The sequence below is a fragment of the Streptomonospora salina genome (assembly GCF_014204715.1).
Taxonomy (GTDB): Bacteria; Actinomycetota; Actinomycetes; order Streptosporangiales; family Streptosporangiaceae; genus Streptomonospora; species Streptomonospora salina.
Genome location: NZ_JACHLY010000001.1, coordinates 1,377,778 through 1,392,500, shown reverse-complemented (window position 1 = coordinate 1,392,500; position 14,723 = coordinate 1,377,778). Strand labels below are relative to the sequence as shown.

The following is a 14,723-nucleotide window of genomic DNA, read 5'->3' as shown; positions in this document are numbered from 1 at the left end:
ACCAGGCGCCGATGAAGGACGTGGGAGGCCGCGATAGTCCACGGGGAGCCGTCAACCGGGCGTTGATCCGTGGGTGTCCGAATGGGGGAACCCAGCCCGAGTTGTGTCGGGTTGCCGCCGTCTGAATGTATAGGGCGGTCGGTGGTGACGCGGGGAAGTGAAACATCTCAGTACCCGCAGGAAGAGAAGACAACAGTGATTCCCTCAGTAGTGGTGAGCGAACGGGGATGATGGCTAAACCGTGCGCGTGGGATAGGCGGCAGTCGTTGCGTGTGCGGGGTTGTGGGGTATGTCTGTTCCGGGTCTGCCGATCCGGTCCGTGGTGGTGTGTGTCAGCCGAAGCCGTTGGGAAGCGGCGCCGGAGCGGGTGAGAGTCCTGTAGGCGAAGGCGCATGGCATCGTGGTGGGCGTGGCCCCGAGTAGCGCGGAGCTCGAGGAATTCCGTGTGAATCCGGCAGGACCACCTGTCAAGCCTGAATACGTCCTGGTGACCGATAGTGGACGAGTACCGTGAGGGAAAGGTGAAAAGTGCCCCGGTGAGGGGTTGTGAAATAGTACCTGAAACCGTGTGCTGTCAAGCCGTCAGAGCTTCGCTTGAGTGCGGGGTGATGGCGTGCCTTTTGAAGAATGAGCCTGCGAGTCATGGTGTGTGGCGAGGTTAACCCGTGTGGGGTAGCCGTAGCGAAAGCGAGTCTGAACAGGGCGGTGGAGTCGCATGCTGTGGACCCGAAGCGGAGTGATCTACCCATGGCCAGGGTGAAGCGGAGGTAAGACTTCGTGGAGGCCCGAACCCACCAGGGTTGAAAACCTGGGGGATGAGCTGTGGGTAGGGGTGAAAGGCCAATCAAACTCCGTGATAGCTGGTTCTCCCCGAAATGCATTTAGGTGCAGCGTCGTGTGGTGCTCCCCGGAGGTAGAGCTACTGTTTGGCCGATGGGCCCGACCAGGTTACTGAGGTCAGATAAACTCCGAATGCCGGTGGAGTGAGCGCGGCAGTGAGACTGCGGGGGATAAGCTCCGTGGTCGAGAGGGAAACAGCCCAGACCTCCGGCTAAGGCCCCTAAGGGTGCGCTAAGTGGGAAAGGTTGTGGAGTTGCTGAGACAACCAGGAGGTTGGCTTAGAAGCAGCCATCCTTGAAAGAGTGCGTAATAGCTCACTGGTCAAGTGATTCTGCGCCGATAATGTAGCGGGGCTGAAGTGCGCCGCCGAAGCCGTGGGGCCGGCACGTTGGTGTCGGTTGGTAGGGGAGCGTCGTGCGTTCGGTGAAGCCGCCGGGTGACCGTGTGGTGGAGGGCGTGCGAGTGAGAATGCAGGCATGAGTAGCGATACCGGAGTGGGAAACTCCGGCGCCGATTGACTAAGGGTTCCTGGGGCAGGTTGATCCGCCCAGGGTGAGTCTGGACCTAAGGCGAGGCCGACAGGCGTAGTCGATGGATGACGGGTTGATATTCCCGTACCCGTGCGCGTGCGCCCGTGTCGATAGCCCTGATGCTGACCATGCATGCCCGTCTTCGTGCCTTCGGGTGCGGGGGTGGTGGTGTGCCTGGGACCCGAGGGGTGTGTAGGCAAGTGATGGGGTGACGCAGTGGGGTAGCTCTACCCGGCGGTGGTTGTCCGGGGGTAAGCGTGTAGCCCGGGGTGGTGGTAAATCCCTGCCCTGTTACAGGGGTGAGGCGTGATGCCGAGCCGTTTCGGCGAAGTGAGTGATCCCGTGCTGTCGAGAAAAGCCTCTAGCGAGTGCGTGTGCGGCCAGTACCCGAAACCGACGCAGGTGGTCAGGTAGAGTATACCGAGGCGTTCGGGTGATCCGTGGTTAAGGAACTCGGCAAATTGTCCCCGTAACTTTGGGAGAAGGGGAGCCCTGTCCGGTGATCAGGTTTTCCCTGTGAGCGGGGCGGGGTCGCAGATACCAGGGGAAAGCGACTGTTTATTAAAAACACAGGTCCGTGCGAAGTCGTAAGACGCTGTATACGGACTGACGCCTGCCCGGTGCTGGAACGTTAAGAGGACCGGTTAGCGCTTGTGCGTGAGGCTGGGAATCTAAGCGCCAGTAAACGGCGGTGGTAACTATAACCATCCTAAGGTAGCGAAATTCCTTGTCGGGTAAGTTCCGACCTGCACGAATGGCGTAACGACTTTCCCGCTGTCTCAACCGCGGGCCCGGTGAAATTGCAGTACGAGTAAAGATGCTCGTTTCGCGCAGCAGGACGGAAAGACCCCGGGACCTTCACTATAGCTTGACATTGGTGTTTGGGATGGTTTGTGTAGGATAGGTGGGAGCCGGTGAAGCCGCCACGCCAGTGGTGGTGGAGGCGTTGGTGAAATACCACTCTGGCTGTTTCGGGCATCTAACCTCGGGCCGTGATCCGGTCTGGGGACAGTGTCTGGTGGGTAGTTTAACTGGGGCGGTTGCCTCCTAAAGGGTAACGGAGGCGCCCAAAGGTTCCCTCGGCCTGGTTGGCAATCAGGTGGTGAGTGTAAGTGCACAAGGGAGCTTGACTGTGAGACGGACGTGTCGAGCAGGTGCGAAAGCAGGGACTAGTGATCCGGCGCCGGCGTGTGGAAGCGGCGTCGCTCAACGGCTAAAAGGTACCCCGGGGATAACAGGCTGATCTTCCCCAAGAGTCCGTATCGACGGGATGGTTTGGCACCTCGATGTCGGCTCGTCGCATCCTGGGGCTGGAGTTGGTCCCAAGGGTTGGGCTGTTCGCCCATTAAAGCGGCACGCGAGCTGGGTTTAGAACGTCGTGAGACAGTTCGGTCCCTATCCGCTGCGCGCGTTGGAGACTTGTGAAGGGCTGTCCCTAGTACGAGAGGACCGGGACGGACGAACCGCTGGTGTGCCAGTTGTTCCGCCAGGGGCATGGCTGGTTGGCTACGTTCGGGAGAGATAACCGCTGAAAGCATCTAAGTGGGAAGCTTGCTTCGAGATGAGGTCTCCTGCCCTGTGGTGGGGGTAAGGCCGCCAGGTGATGACTGGGTTGATAGGCCGGGTGTGGAAGCCTTGTGAGGGGTGGAGCTGACCGGTACTAATAGGCCGAGGGCTTGTCCGCCGTGGATGCTGGGTGCTCGCGCATACTATGTTTTGCCCGATGGTTCGGGGGGTTGTGCCTGCTGGTGGTGGGTGCGGTGCTTCGGGGTGTCGGGTTCCGCAGGTTTCGCCTGTGCGCCCGCTTGTGTGCGGGTGTGTGGGTGGTGGGTTTTGCGGTGGTGATAGTGGGAGGGTCACACCCGGTCTCATTCCGAACCCGGTCGTTAAGTCTCTTTGCGCCGATGGTACTGCCTCCATGGTGGGGGTGGGAGAGTAGGTTGCCGCCGCATTTCTTTGTAGAAGGGGTGGGTGTTCCGGTTTTCCGGGGTGCCTGCCCCTTCTTTTTTGTGTCCGGGGGTGTTGCGGGGAGTGGTGGGGGTGTCGCTGTTCGTGGTGGCGGGTGGTGTGCCGCGTTGTCGGACGGTTCCCGCCGCCACCGGCCCCCTTTCAGCGGTCCGCTGCGTATCTCCCACCGGGATTCTCGTGATGACGGGCGTAGTGATCAGTGCGGGTATCGTGTTGTACGGGTTGCGGCACGTCCCCCCGCTGCGCCGAACCTGCTCGCGATACCGGATTGTGCTGAACCGATTGCCCTGGCTCGGGCGTCCTACGTAGGAGCGCAGTGGCGAATCGAGAATGCCAGGGGGCCACCAACTGAGCGAGAGCACGAGCGGCGGCGACGGAGTCGAGCCGCGCCACGACGCTGAGACACCTGATGCGGGTCGTGCTGCGGGGGATGCAGTGCGCTGGGGGAGTGGCTCCGGTCGCGGTCCCGGCGGGACAACCGACGATCGCGCGAAACTACCCGATGGTGCTGCCATGATGAACGAGCGTGACGACGACTCCCCGGAGAGGGAGGAGCCACAGCCGGAACCCCGGCAGTCGGCGGCGGACGCGTCCGCCGCGCCGGATACCGCAGACGGCGCTTCAGCGCCGCCCCCCTCCGACGGCCCTGAGGTCGGCAGCGGTTCCGAGGGCGCGGACGAGGTAGCGGACACGGCCCCGGCCGACGAACCCGCAGTCGGGGCTTTCGCGGACAGCGGAAGCTTCTTCCGCGACCGGGTGGCCCGCACGCTCGCGGAGCAGGGATTCAACCTGCGCGGCGACGGAACCTGGGACGAGAAGCGGCTCGGCGCCGAGGCATCGAAGGCCCCTCGCGCCGAGCCCGGCGGCGAGGCCGCATCGGAGGAGCCGCTCTCCACGGCATCCGGCGGAGACGGTTCCGAGGACGGTCCGGTCGAGGAGAGCGGCGGCGAGACCGCGGGCGACGGAGTATCGTCGGCGGCCGCGGACGAACCGCGCTCCTGGTTCACCCCCCGTGTCTCCTCCGAGCCCGCCGCCGGCGGTGCCCCGGTCGACGACGCCGGCGAGGAGGCCGGCGACGACCGGAACGACGACACCTCCGACGCGGAGACGACGCTCCCGCACACGCGTTCCGCTCAGGGCGCCGGCGACGATTCCGGATCCGCAGGCGACGCGCCCCGGCAGGCCGGGGCGGCCGCGGCATCCGCCGGTACCGGGGCCGACGGCGGCTCCGTGAGCGGCGATGCCCCCGAGGACACGTCGGCTGCACCGACCGAGGCGGAACCGGCGGCCGGAGCGGACGCGGTCGGCTCCGGTACCGGAGGCGTCGCCTCCGCCCGCTCCCCGCAGGCCCGGGAGTCGGCCGGCGGCGCCGACGGGACGGCTGCCGCCGCCGCTGCCGGATCCGGCGGTGCGGCGCCGGCCAGTGCGGGCACGCCCGCCGCGCCCTCATCGCGCACCGACAGCATCGCCGAGTCCGGCGGCGGCCGGGACGGTGCGGAGCCCGAAGACCGCACCTCGGCCTCCTCCGCCGGTTCCGCCGGATCCGGCGATTCAGCGTCCCGGCCCTCCGTCTTCCGCCCTCAGGGATCCGCCCCGGCCGCGGGTGCGGCCTCCGGCGCCGCAGGGGCGGCCGGCGGAGCAGGGGGGCCGGCACCGGGGCCCCACGGTCCCGCGACCCCTGCCGCCCCCACCGCTTCGGCCGCTTCGGCCGGACCGGGATCCGCCGGCGCGAACCCCTCCGGCCTCTCCGGCCTCTCCGGCCCCTCCGGCCCCTCCGGCCCGTCAGAGCCCGCGCATCCCTCCGGAGGAGACGGCCCCACCCCGCCGGGTGGCGGCAAAGGCGGCGGCGCCAAGGCGCCCAAGCCCTTCTGGTGGCGGGCGGCGCGCGTCGTCCTGATCGCCGTCGCCGCCTGCGCGGTGGTCGTCCTCACCGGCTTCGGCATCGCCTACGCGACGATCGAGGTGCCTGACGTCGCCAAGGAACAGGCCGTCAACCAAGGGTCGACGTTCTACTACGCCGACGGCGAGACGCAGTTCGCCGAGCGCGGCGTCGACCGCGAACCCGTGGACTACGAGGAGATCCCCGACAACATCCAGGAATCCGTGATCTCCGCCGAGGACCGCGGCTACTGGGACTCGCCCGGCGTATCCGTCACCGGCACCGTCCGCGCCGTGTGGTTCACCGTGACGGGCAAGCAGGTGCAGGGCGGCTCCACCATCACCCAGCAGTTCGTCCGCAACTACTTCGAGGGCGTCAGCCGCGAGCAGACCGTCGTCCGCAAGCTCAAAGAGATCATCATCGCCCTCAAGGTCGACCAGTCCGGCGACATGGACAAGGAGTGGGTGATGGAGCAGTACTTGAACACCATCTACTTCGGCCGCAACGCCTACGGCATCCAGTCGGCCGCGCAGGCCTACTACCACAAGGACGTCGGCGACCTCACCGATGCGGAGGCGGCGTTCCTGGCGGCGGCGGTCCAGCAGCCGAGCCTCTACGGCCAGGCCGACAGCAAGACCACGCCGGAGATGGAGAACCGCTGGAACTACGTCGTCGGCGGGATGGTCGAAGGCGGCGCCCTCACCCAGAGCGAGGCCGACGGGATGGAGTTCCCCGAGCCCGAAACCGAGCGCCCGGCCAACAGCGTCGACCTCGGCGGCTCCAAGGGCTACATGCTCCAGCAGGCCATGCAGGAGCTCAAGGAGCTCGGCTACACCGAGGACAACATCAACCGCGGCGGCTACGAGGTCGTGACGACGTTCGACCAGGAGGCCATGCAGACGGCCAGGACCGCGGTCGAGGACACCGTCGACGTCGACGCGCTGCCCGACGGAGTGCAGGCGGGCCTGACCGCGGTGAACCCCGGCAACGGCGAGGTCGTCGCCTTCTACGGCGGCCAGGACTATATGGACAACCAGTACGACAGCGCGTTCAACGGCGCCGATCAGGCGGGGTCGGCGTTCAAGCCCTATGTGCTGGCGACCGCGCTGGAGCAGGGCTACAGCCTGAACAGCCAGGTGAACGGGAACTCCCCGATCCAGATCGGGCCCGACACCATCGAGAACTACGACCACTCCAGCCGCGGGCCCACTTCGCTGGTGGAGGCCACCCGGATCTCGCTGAACACCGGCTACGTCCAGCTCGCGCAGGAGGTCGGGCCGGAGAGCGTGCGCCAGACCGCCTATGACGCGGGCATCCCCGAGCGGATGATCGAGGACGACCAGGTGGTGCCGGCCATCGCGCTGGGTGTGTCCAACGTGCGTGCCGTGGACCAGGCGACCGGGTTCGCGACCTTCGCCAACGGCGGGGAGCACGTCGCGACCCACGTCGTGCGCGAGGTCGTGAACAAGGAAGGCGAGAACGAGCGGCCCGAGCCGGAGAGCGAGCGGGCGTTCAGCGAGGAGACGGCGAACAACGTCACCTACGCCTTGGAGCAGGTCGTGCAGAGCGGCACGGGAACCTCGGCGGCGCTGCCGGACGGCCGGCCGGTCGCCGGCAAGACCGGTACGACCGACGGCAGCAAGGCCGCCTGGTTCGCCGGCTTCACACCGCAGATGTCCGCGGCGGTCGGTGTGTACAACGGTGAGAACGAGTCGTTCTCCGTCCCGGGATGGGGGCACGTCTCCGGCGGCGGCCTGCCCGCGGCCATCTGGAACGCCTTCATGAGCCAGACCATGGAGGGCGAGGAGATCGAAGGGTTCCCCGAACCCAGCTTCGGCGGCGAGGTGCACGACCTCGCTCCGGACCCGCCGCCCTCCCCGGAGGAGACCGGTCCGGCCGAATCCCCCGTGGAGCCGTCCCGGCCGCCCGAGGAGCAGACGGTCGAGCCCCCGGTGGAGGAGGAGCCGGCGGAGACGGGCGCTCCGCCTCCGAACGACGAGCCGGGGCCGGAGCAGCCCACGGGCGTTCCCGACCCGGGTTCGACGACCGGACCGGGCGACGAGGAGCCCGAGGGGCAAGAGGAGACGGATCCCTGACCCGCAGCCGCGCGTGTGCGCCGGGACGGTCGGTCCGGCGCACACGCGTAGCCGGTACGCGGGGCGGCAGCGGCCACTGCGGGTCCGGCGCAGCGGTCACCCCACCAGGGCCGCGCACCCGCAGATGCCGGGTTCGGGCGCGTCGGGGGCCTCGACGCGTTCGGTGAACACCTCGGCGCCCGGGGTGGTGCCGGTGAGGGCGTCGGTGGCGAGGATGACCGCTGCCGCGGTCCACGTGCTGCGCTCCACGGGCCAGCGCACACCGTGGGCGAACTGGTAGCCGGTCCAGTAGGCGCCGTCGTCGGGGTCGCGCAGGTGCTGGATGTCGGCGACGAGACCGCTCGCGCGGTCGGTTTCGCCGACGGCGGCCAGCGCCAGGGCGAGCTCGGCGGTCTCCGCGCCGGTGACCCAGGGCTGGTCGCTGACGCAGCGGATCCCCAGGCCGGGCACCACGAACGTGTCCCAGCGGGCGTCGATGCGCCGGTGCGCGGCGTCGCCGCGGACGGCGCCGCTGATGACGGGGTAGTACCAGTCCATCGAGTAGCGGCTCCGGTCGGCGAAGACCGCCTCGTGCTCAGACAGCAGGTGGCCCAGCCGGGCGGCGGCCAGTTCCCAGTCGGGCTGGGGCGCACCCAGCCGCTCGCCCAGCGCGGCGCCGCAGCGCAGCGCGTGGTGGACACTGGCGCAGCCGGTCAGCAGCGCATGGTCGCCGGGGCTGCCGTCGGCGTCGCGCGCCCAGCGGATCTCGCCGCGGTCGGTGCGCAGCCCCAGCGCGAAGTCGACGCCGGCGCGCACGGTCGGCCACAGTCGGGCGGCCGCCTGCTCGTCGCCGGTGATCAGCAGCTGGTGCCAGGCGCCGACGGCGGGGTAGGCGGCGTGGTTGGCTTCGCGCAGGCCCCCGGCGGGTTCGTTCTGGTGCAGTTTGGCCGGGAAGGAGCCGTCGGGCAGTTGGACGCCGCACAGCCACGCGTAGGCCCGGTGCGCCGCGCCGGTGTGGCCGGCGGCGGCCAGCGCCATGGCGCATTCGACGTGGTCCCACACGTCGGTGTGGCCTCCGGGGAACCACGGGATCGCCCCGTCGGGCGCCTGCGTCCTGAGCAGGTAGCCGGCCGAGGCGGAGACGTCGGCGGCGGTGAGGACCCCGGGGAGTTCGGGGACGCGGGCGGGGTCGGCAGGGGAGCCGCTGCTCATCCGGTGCTCTCCGCGCTGCCGCTGCAGGGCTTGCGCAGGTAGACGGCGACGCTCTTGCCGATCAGGGGGTTGAGCACGCGCTCGGTCGTGCGGGTGGTCCTGGGGGCGTTCATCATGTCCCACACCAGCATGCGGTGGTAGGCCGACGCCAGCGGGTGGGCGTCGTCGGAGGTGCCCACCGCGCACTTGATCCACCAGTAGGGGGCGTGCAGGGCGTGGGCGTGGTGGTGCGGTCCGATCACGAATCCGGTGGCCTTGAGCTTGGCTTCCAGCTCGGCGCGGGTGTAGATGCGGACGTGGCCGCCCTCGTTGGTGTGGTATTCCTCCGACAGCGCCCAGCACAGGCGTTCGGGAAGCCAGCTCGGCACCGTCACGGCGGCGATCCCGCCGGGCCGCAGCACCCGGTACAGCTCGGCCATGGCTGCGGTGTCGTGCGGAATGTGCTCGAAGATCTCCGAGGCGATGACGCGGTCGAAGGAGCCGTCGTCGAAGGGCATGTCGAGTGCGTCGCCCGTGACCGTCTCGGCGGTGGTGCCGCCGTCGGCGGGGGCTTCGCCCGCGGTGCGCATGGCCGCGAACATGTCGGCGACTTCGGCCAGGTCGTTCTCGTTGCGGTCGAAGGCGACGATGCCGGCGCCGCGGCGGTAGACCTCGAAGGCGTGCCGGCCGCCGCCGCAGCCCAGGTCGAGGACGCGGTCGCCGGGTCCCACGGGGAGCAGGGAGAAGTCGACGGTGATCAGTGCTGGCTCCTTCGGTTCGTGCTGTCGGCTCAGCTGCGGGTGGCGGGTTCGCCCGCGCCGCCGCGGGTGCTGTCGATCGCGGCGGTGTAGCGCCGGGCGGTGGCTTCGGCGACGGCGCGCCAGGTGAACCGCTCCTGGACCCGGTTCCAGGCGGATTCGCCCATGGCGGCGCGCCGGGCGGGATCGTCGAGCAGATCGCCGACGACGGCGGCGAGCTCTTCCGGGTCGCCCGGCTCGATGAGGCGGGCGGCGTCGCCGTCGGGCCCGACGACCTCGGGGATCGCGCCGGCGCGGCTGGCGACCAGGGGAGTGCCGCAGGCCATGGCTTCCACAGCGGGCAGGGAGAAGCCTTCGTAGTAGGACGGCACCACCGCGACCTCGGCTCCGGCGAGCAGGTCGCCCAGTTCGGTGTCGTCGATGCCGTTGACGAAGGTGACGCGGTCGCGCAGGCTCAGTTCGTCGACGAGCCGGTCGGTGGCGCCTCCGGGCGTGGGTTTGCTGACCACGGTCAGTGAGACGTCGCGCTCGGTGGCGAGTTTGGCGGTGGCGCGCAGCAGGGTCGCGACGCCTTTGAGCGGGCTGTCGGCGCTGGCGACGCACACCAGGCGTCCGGGGGTGCGCGGGCTTTCGGGGCGGGGGTGGAAGCGGCGGGTGTCCACTCCCAGCGGGACGACGTCCACGGCCGAGCGGCGCACGCCGAATTCGCGCACGATGTCGTCGGCCGAGGAGCGGGACGGGACGAGCACGGGGTCCAGGCGGCGGGCGACCCGGCCCTGCATGCCCACGAAGCTGTACCAGCGCCGTTTGCCGAGGCGTTTGAGGCCCTTGGTCTGCTCGATCTCGATGCGGCGGTCGACGGTGATGGGGTGGTGGATGGTGGTCACCATGGGGAGGCCGGCGGCCTGGATGCCGAGCTGGCCGTAGCCCAGTGTCTGGTTGTCGTGGACGACGTCGAATTCGTCCGTCCGCCGGCGCAGTTCGCGCAGCGCGCGGAGGGAGAAGGTGAGGGGTTCGGGGAAGCCCGCGGTCCACATGGTGGCGACTTCCAGCACGTCGATCCAGTCGCGCCACCGGCGCAGCGGCGGTGTGGTGAAGGGCGCCGCGTCGTTGTAGAGGTCGAGGCTGGGCATTCTCTCCAGCGCCACTCCGTCGTCGAGGTCGGGGTAGGGCTGGCCGGAGAAGACGGTGACGTCGTGTCCCAGGGCGGTCAGCTCGCGGGAGAGGTGGCGCACGTAGACGCCTTGGCCGCCGCAGTGCGGTTTGCTCCGGTAGGAGAGCAGGGCGACACGCAGCGGGCGGTCAGGGTGGGGCATGGAACTCAACCCATCGACAGCGTTGTAGCGGATGGCAGGTGCCCGCGCGGGGCGGGGCGGAACGGGCACGGCGCGGCGGCAGTGCCGGAGTCCCGGGGGCCGGTGCTGCGGGGGCGCGGTGACGCTGGTCGCACCGGCAGGGTCACTGCTTCACCTCGTTCGTCGCTCGCGCGTTCCGCCGCCGCCGGCCGCTGAGTCCGGGTCGCTGGCCGGGCGGGGTCGATCGCGCGCCCGCATGTTACTCGCCAGTTTAATGCCTGGCGTGCCCGCCGGAGTTGGTCGGGGCCGCCCGCGCGCCGGACGGCGGGGCGGATGCGCGGTGCGCTTGCCGGGCCGGGTCAGCGCCGGAGGGCGTCGGCGCCCGCGGTGCGCCAGCGCAGCACCCCCTCGCCGTCGGCGCTGCACACCGCCTGTCCGCGCCGTTCCAGGGTGCGCGCGTGGGCGGCGGTCTCGGCGGCGGCCATGCGCCGCGAGGTGACCTCCATCGCATCCCAGCCGCGTTTCCAGGGAAGCTGCGCGCTGAGTTCCCACAGGCTGGCGCCGTCGCCGTCCAGCAGCCCGGCGAGTTCGGCGAGTTTGGCCTCGTGGTGGGAGGCGATGTCGGCGGCGCGGCGGGCGGCGCCGGTGAAGCGGTGTTCGTGGGAGGGCAGGATCCCGGTGTCGGCGGGGGTGTCGGCGAGGCGGTCCAGGGAGGACAGGTACGCGCCGAGGGGATCGCCGTCTCCGTGGTCGTAGAGGGCGATATGGGGGGTGATGCCGGGCAGCACGTGGTCGCCGGTGAACAGGCGGGCGCCGTCGTCCAGGTCCAGGCAGATGTGACCGGGGGTGTGGCCGGGGGTCCACACGGCGCGCAGCGTGCTGCTGCCGATGCCGATCGGTTCGCCGTCGGAGAGGTCGTGGTCGGGCAGGGCGGGCGGCTCGAAGCGGGGGGCCGTCCGGGCCAGGCGTTCCAGTTCGGCGGCGGAGGCGCCGGCGCCGGCGGTACGGCGCAGCTGGCGGTCGTGCTGCTCGTCGGCGCCGATGCGGGCGAAGCCGCGGACCAGGTCGGCGTCGGCGCGGTGCATGGCGATCCAGGCGCCGGAGGTTTCGCGTACGCGCCCGGCGAGCCCGGAATGGTCGGGGTGGAAGTGGGTGAGGACGACGCCGTGCACGTCGGACACGCGGGTGCCGGCGATCTCCAGCCCGGAGGCGAGCGCCTGCCAGGAGTCCTCGTGGTTCCAGCCGGCGTCGACGAGGACCGGTCCGCGCGGGGTGTGCAGCGCGTAGATCAGCGTGAAGCCCAGGGGGTTGCCGGGGATGGGCACGGGGACGCTCCACACGCCCTCGCCCAGGTCCTCCACCGGTGGCAGCGTCCGCATGGCATCCTCCTCCGAACCGAATTAGAATCGGATTCTAGTCGGGACGGTTCCGCGTGTGCCGCGCGGGGTCGGCGGGAGCGGTGGCGGGAGAGTGAAACTCGTCACTAGAACGGATTCCACCCCGGAGCGGCGGTGCGGGGGTCGGTGAGCGGCGAGCGGCGGAGGACGATATCAACTCCGGGTGACGAGGTCGCGTGCGGAGTTGTGCGAGATCGGACCGGTAGGGGATGCTTGGATAACACGTTCTTGCAAGGGCGCCGTCCGGTGGCCCGAGCGGTGCCCCTGAACCGAGCCTGGAGGGGGCGCATCGGGTGTCGGCGCCCGTTGCCGAGCGCGCGTGGATCGGCGGGTGCGCCCGCCCCGCGGACGACGATGAGGGGAGTGCCGGCGTGGCGGTCCAGCAGGCGGCGATAGGAATGCGGTCCCGGAGCCAGAACCAGCGCCGCAAGCGGATCGTCCAGACCGCCGCGGCCCTGGCGCTGCGCGGCGGCGTCGAAGCGATGCAGATGCGCGCGGTCGCCGAGCGCGCCGGCGTCGCGCTGGGCACGCTCTACCGCTACTTCCCGTCCAAGATGGACCTGGTCGTCGCGGTGGTCACCGAGGAGCTCGACCTCGTCGAGACCAGCATCAGCCGCCGTCCGCCCACCGCCGAGACCGCCGCGGGCCGCGCGGTCGACGTGCTCATGCGGGCCACCCGCGGCCTGATGCGCGAACCCGAGCTGGCCGACGCGCTCGTGCGTTCGCTGATCATGGCCGAGGCCAAGACCGAGCTCGGCGTCCGTATCACCGACCTCCTCTGGCGGGTGGCCACGCGCGGTCCCGAGCCGCCCGACGGTGCGGAGCAGTCCGAGGACCCGCAGGCCCCCGACCGCGACGACCCGGCCTACATCCGCGTGGCGTCGCTCGCCAGCGTCTGGATCTTCGAACTCCTGGAGCTCCTCAAGGGAGACCGCGACCTCGACGAGGTCCAGCGCCGCCTGGAGGTGGCCGCCGAGCCCCTGCTGGCCCACTGCTGAGGACGGGCTCCGGCGGCCGGTAGCGGCGGGGGCGGCCGCTTTCCGCGAAGCCTCGGGCCGCCGGACGCCTCAGCCGAGGATTCCGAGCAGACCGTCGAGGATCCCCGAGACGGGGCCGTCGGTATCGGAGCCGGTGTCCTCGTCGGATCCCGAACCGGCGCCGTCGGACCCCGTACCGCTGCCCCCCGCGCCGTCTTCGCCGTCGTCGGCGCCGGGCGCTTCTGCGGCGCCGCCGCCGCTGCCCGCGTCCGGGGTGCCGCCGCCGGGGGCGCCGGCGCTCGCCTGGGAGTCCGGCGCAGCGGGGGGCGCTGTCGCGTCCCGCCCGGAGCCCTGCTCATGGGCGCCGTCGCCGGGTGCGCTCGCGGCGTCGGGTCCGGGGGCGGCGGAGACGGTGGCTTCGGGCGGCGCTTCCGGCCGCGCGAGGTCGTCCTCCAGCGCGGCGTCCTCGTCGGCGGCGGGCTCGGCCGGGCCGGTCGGGTCCTGGGATGCGGGCGACGCCGCGGGCGCGGGACCCGGAGGGCCCGCTTCGGTGACCGCGTCGGCGTAGTCGCTCATCGTGGCCACCGCGGCCCACAGTACGAACACGACGGCGGCCGCGGCGAGCAGGGCGGTGAGCGGGGCGGGCGGCCGGCGCCGAGGGCCCGCGGCCGCCGCCCCGGGTGCGGCCAGCGGCTCGGCGCAGCCGTGGGCGGGGACGTCGGCGGTGGTGACCCGGTCGGCGGGCAAGGGCGCGGGCCCGTCTCGGCCGGAGCCGCCGCGGTCCCCGGCGTCGCCGCCGGAGGCGGCGCCGCCGGGCTTGCGGTTGCGGTGCAGCGGGAAGCCGTTCGAGCCCAGGGGATCCACGGCCTCGGCCGCGGCCCTGCGGCGGGCCGCGGCCAGCGGCGACGCGCAGTCCTCCAGGACCTGTTCGCGCAGCGCCGGGGGCGGGCCGGGCGGTTCGAAGTCGGCCAGTACCGCGCGCACGCCGCGGTCGGGGCCGAGCCCGTCGGTGTGGTCGGGGGCGAGGGCATAGCGGGTCAGGTGGTCGGCGGCGCGCAGTACCGCGGTGCGGCACAGTTCGGCCGCCGTCTCGGCGTCCAGGCCCAGGACGCGGGCGATGAGCGGCGCGGGCAGCCCGTGGCGCAGATACAGCTCCAGCAGCTCGCGGTTGCTGGGCGCCATCCGCAGCGACAGGTGCACCGCCGCCTGCTCGGCTTCGGCGGTGGCCAGCTGGGCGTAGGGCGAGCGGGGGCTGAACCCCCGGCGGCGGGCGGCGGTGCGGGCCAGGGCGAACAGCCAGGCCGCGAACTCGCGGTCGTCGCGGAGTGCGTCGATGCGCTGGGCCGCGGCTAGGAACGTCTCGTGCAGGGCGGCCGCGGCGCGGTCGGGTTCGGATCCGCTGCCGCCGGGCCCTAGCAGGCTCCAGCAGTAGCGGTAGATCCGTGCGGCGAACAGGTCGTAGCACCGGTCGTATCCGGTGCTGTGGCGCAGGGCCGCGGCCAGCTCGGATCCGGGCGCCGAGCTGTGCCGGCCCGCCATAGTGCGTACGGAGCGGTCCGGCGGCACGGGCCGGACCGGATGTGCGGCGGTCTCCCCCGGCAGCGGGGACTGCGATGCCACGTTCCCTCCCCAAGCGCGACATGCACCGGCCAAGAGTGCCCGCATCGGGCGATAGGCCGGAGTTGTCCGATAACGCTACCGACAGGGGGATGACACCGTCCGGTACATGGTGCAGTTATAGCGCTAAGGTAAGGTCTTTGTTACTTCGGGAGGCGGGCAGGGCGGGCGGGGCCCGCCCCGCCCGGCCGCGCGT

General features: G+C 70.7%; 7 protein-coding genes and 2 rRNA genes (1 of these 9 running past the window's edge). 4 read left to right on the top strand and 5 right to left on the bottom strand.

Annotation, left to right across the window (positions count from 1 at the left end; all coding sequences use genetic code 11):
* The 3 genes from HNR25_RS06195 to HNR25_RS06185 all read left to right on the top strand — a co-directional run.
* Window positions 1–3,055: ribosomal RNA gene (locus HNR25_RS06195) — 23S ribosomal RNA — on the top strand (it extends 37 nt beyond the left edge of the window).
* A 149-nt stretch (window positions 3,056–3,204) separates the two neighbouring features.
* Window positions 3,205–3,322 (top strand): 5S ribosomal RNA (gene rrf, locus HNR25_RS06190).
* Window positions 3,323–3,851: 529 nt separating this feature from the next.
* Complete coding sequence (locus tag HNR25_RS06185) at window positions 3,852–7,313, top strand: transglycosylase domain-containing protein (RefSeq protein ID WP_184633752.1); 3,462 nt, start codon at window positions 3,852–3,854, stop codon at window positions 7,311–7,313.
* Between the two features lie 96 nt (window positions 7,314–7,409).
* Here the strand turns inward: HNR25_RS06185 and HNR25_RS06180 are convergent, their stop codons facing one another.
* The 4 genes from HNR25_RS06180 to HNR25_RS06165 form a co-directional block, all read right to left on the bottom strand.
* The gene (locus HNR25_RS06180; RefSeq protein WP_184633751.1) at window positions 7,410–8,504 is read right to left on the bottom strand and encodes a prenyltransferase; all 1,095 of its coding nucleotides are present in this window, start codon (window positions 8,502–8,504) and stop codon (window positions 7,410–7,412) included.
* Window positions 8,501–9,244 carry a class I SAM-dependent methyltransferase gene (locus tag HNR25_RS06175; protein WP_184638903.1) on the bottom strand — a complete coding sequence of 248 codons (744 nt, stop codon included), beginning with the start codon at window positions 9,242–9,244 and terminating at the stop codon, window positions 8,501–8,503. The genes HNR25_RS06180 and HNR25_RS06175 overlap by 4 nt, the downstream gene beginning before the upstream one ends.
* A 29-nt stretch (window positions 9,245–9,273) precedes the next feature.
* Complete coding sequence (locus HNR25_RS06170; RefSeq protein WP_184633750.1) at window positions 9,274–10,557, bottom strand: glycosyltransferase family 4 protein; 1,284 nt, start codon at window positions 10,555–10,557, stop codon at window positions 9,274–9,276.
* 338 nt (window positions 10,558–10,895) lie between these two features.
* Window positions 10,896–11,915, bottom strand: coding sequence for an MBL fold metallo-hydrolase (locus HNR25_RS06165; RefSeq protein WP_184633749.1), 1,020 nt, complete (start codon window positions 11,913–11,915; stop codon window positions 10,896–10,898).
* A 416-nt stretch (window positions 11,916–12,331) separates the two neighbouring features.
* On the opposite strand from HNR25_RS06165, the gene HNR25_RS06160 reads away from it, so the two are divergent.
* The gene (locus HNR25_RS06160) at window positions 12,332–12,931 is read left to right on the top strand and encodes a TetR family transcriptional regulator (RefSeq protein WP_184638901.1); all 600 of its coding nucleotides are present in this window, start codon (window positions 12,332–12,334) and stop codon (window positions 12,929–12,931) included.
* Window positions 12,932–13,000: 69 nt separating this feature from the next.
* On the opposite strand, the gene HNR25_RS06155 is transcribed toward HNR25_RS06160, so the two are convergent.
* A complete protein-coding gene (locus HNR25_RS06155; protein WP_184633748.1) occupies window positions 13,001–14,530 on the bottom strand; it encodes an RNA polymerase sigma factor in 1,530 nt (509 codons plus the stop codon).
* Between the last annotated feature and the right edge of the window lie 193 nt (window positions 14,531–14,723).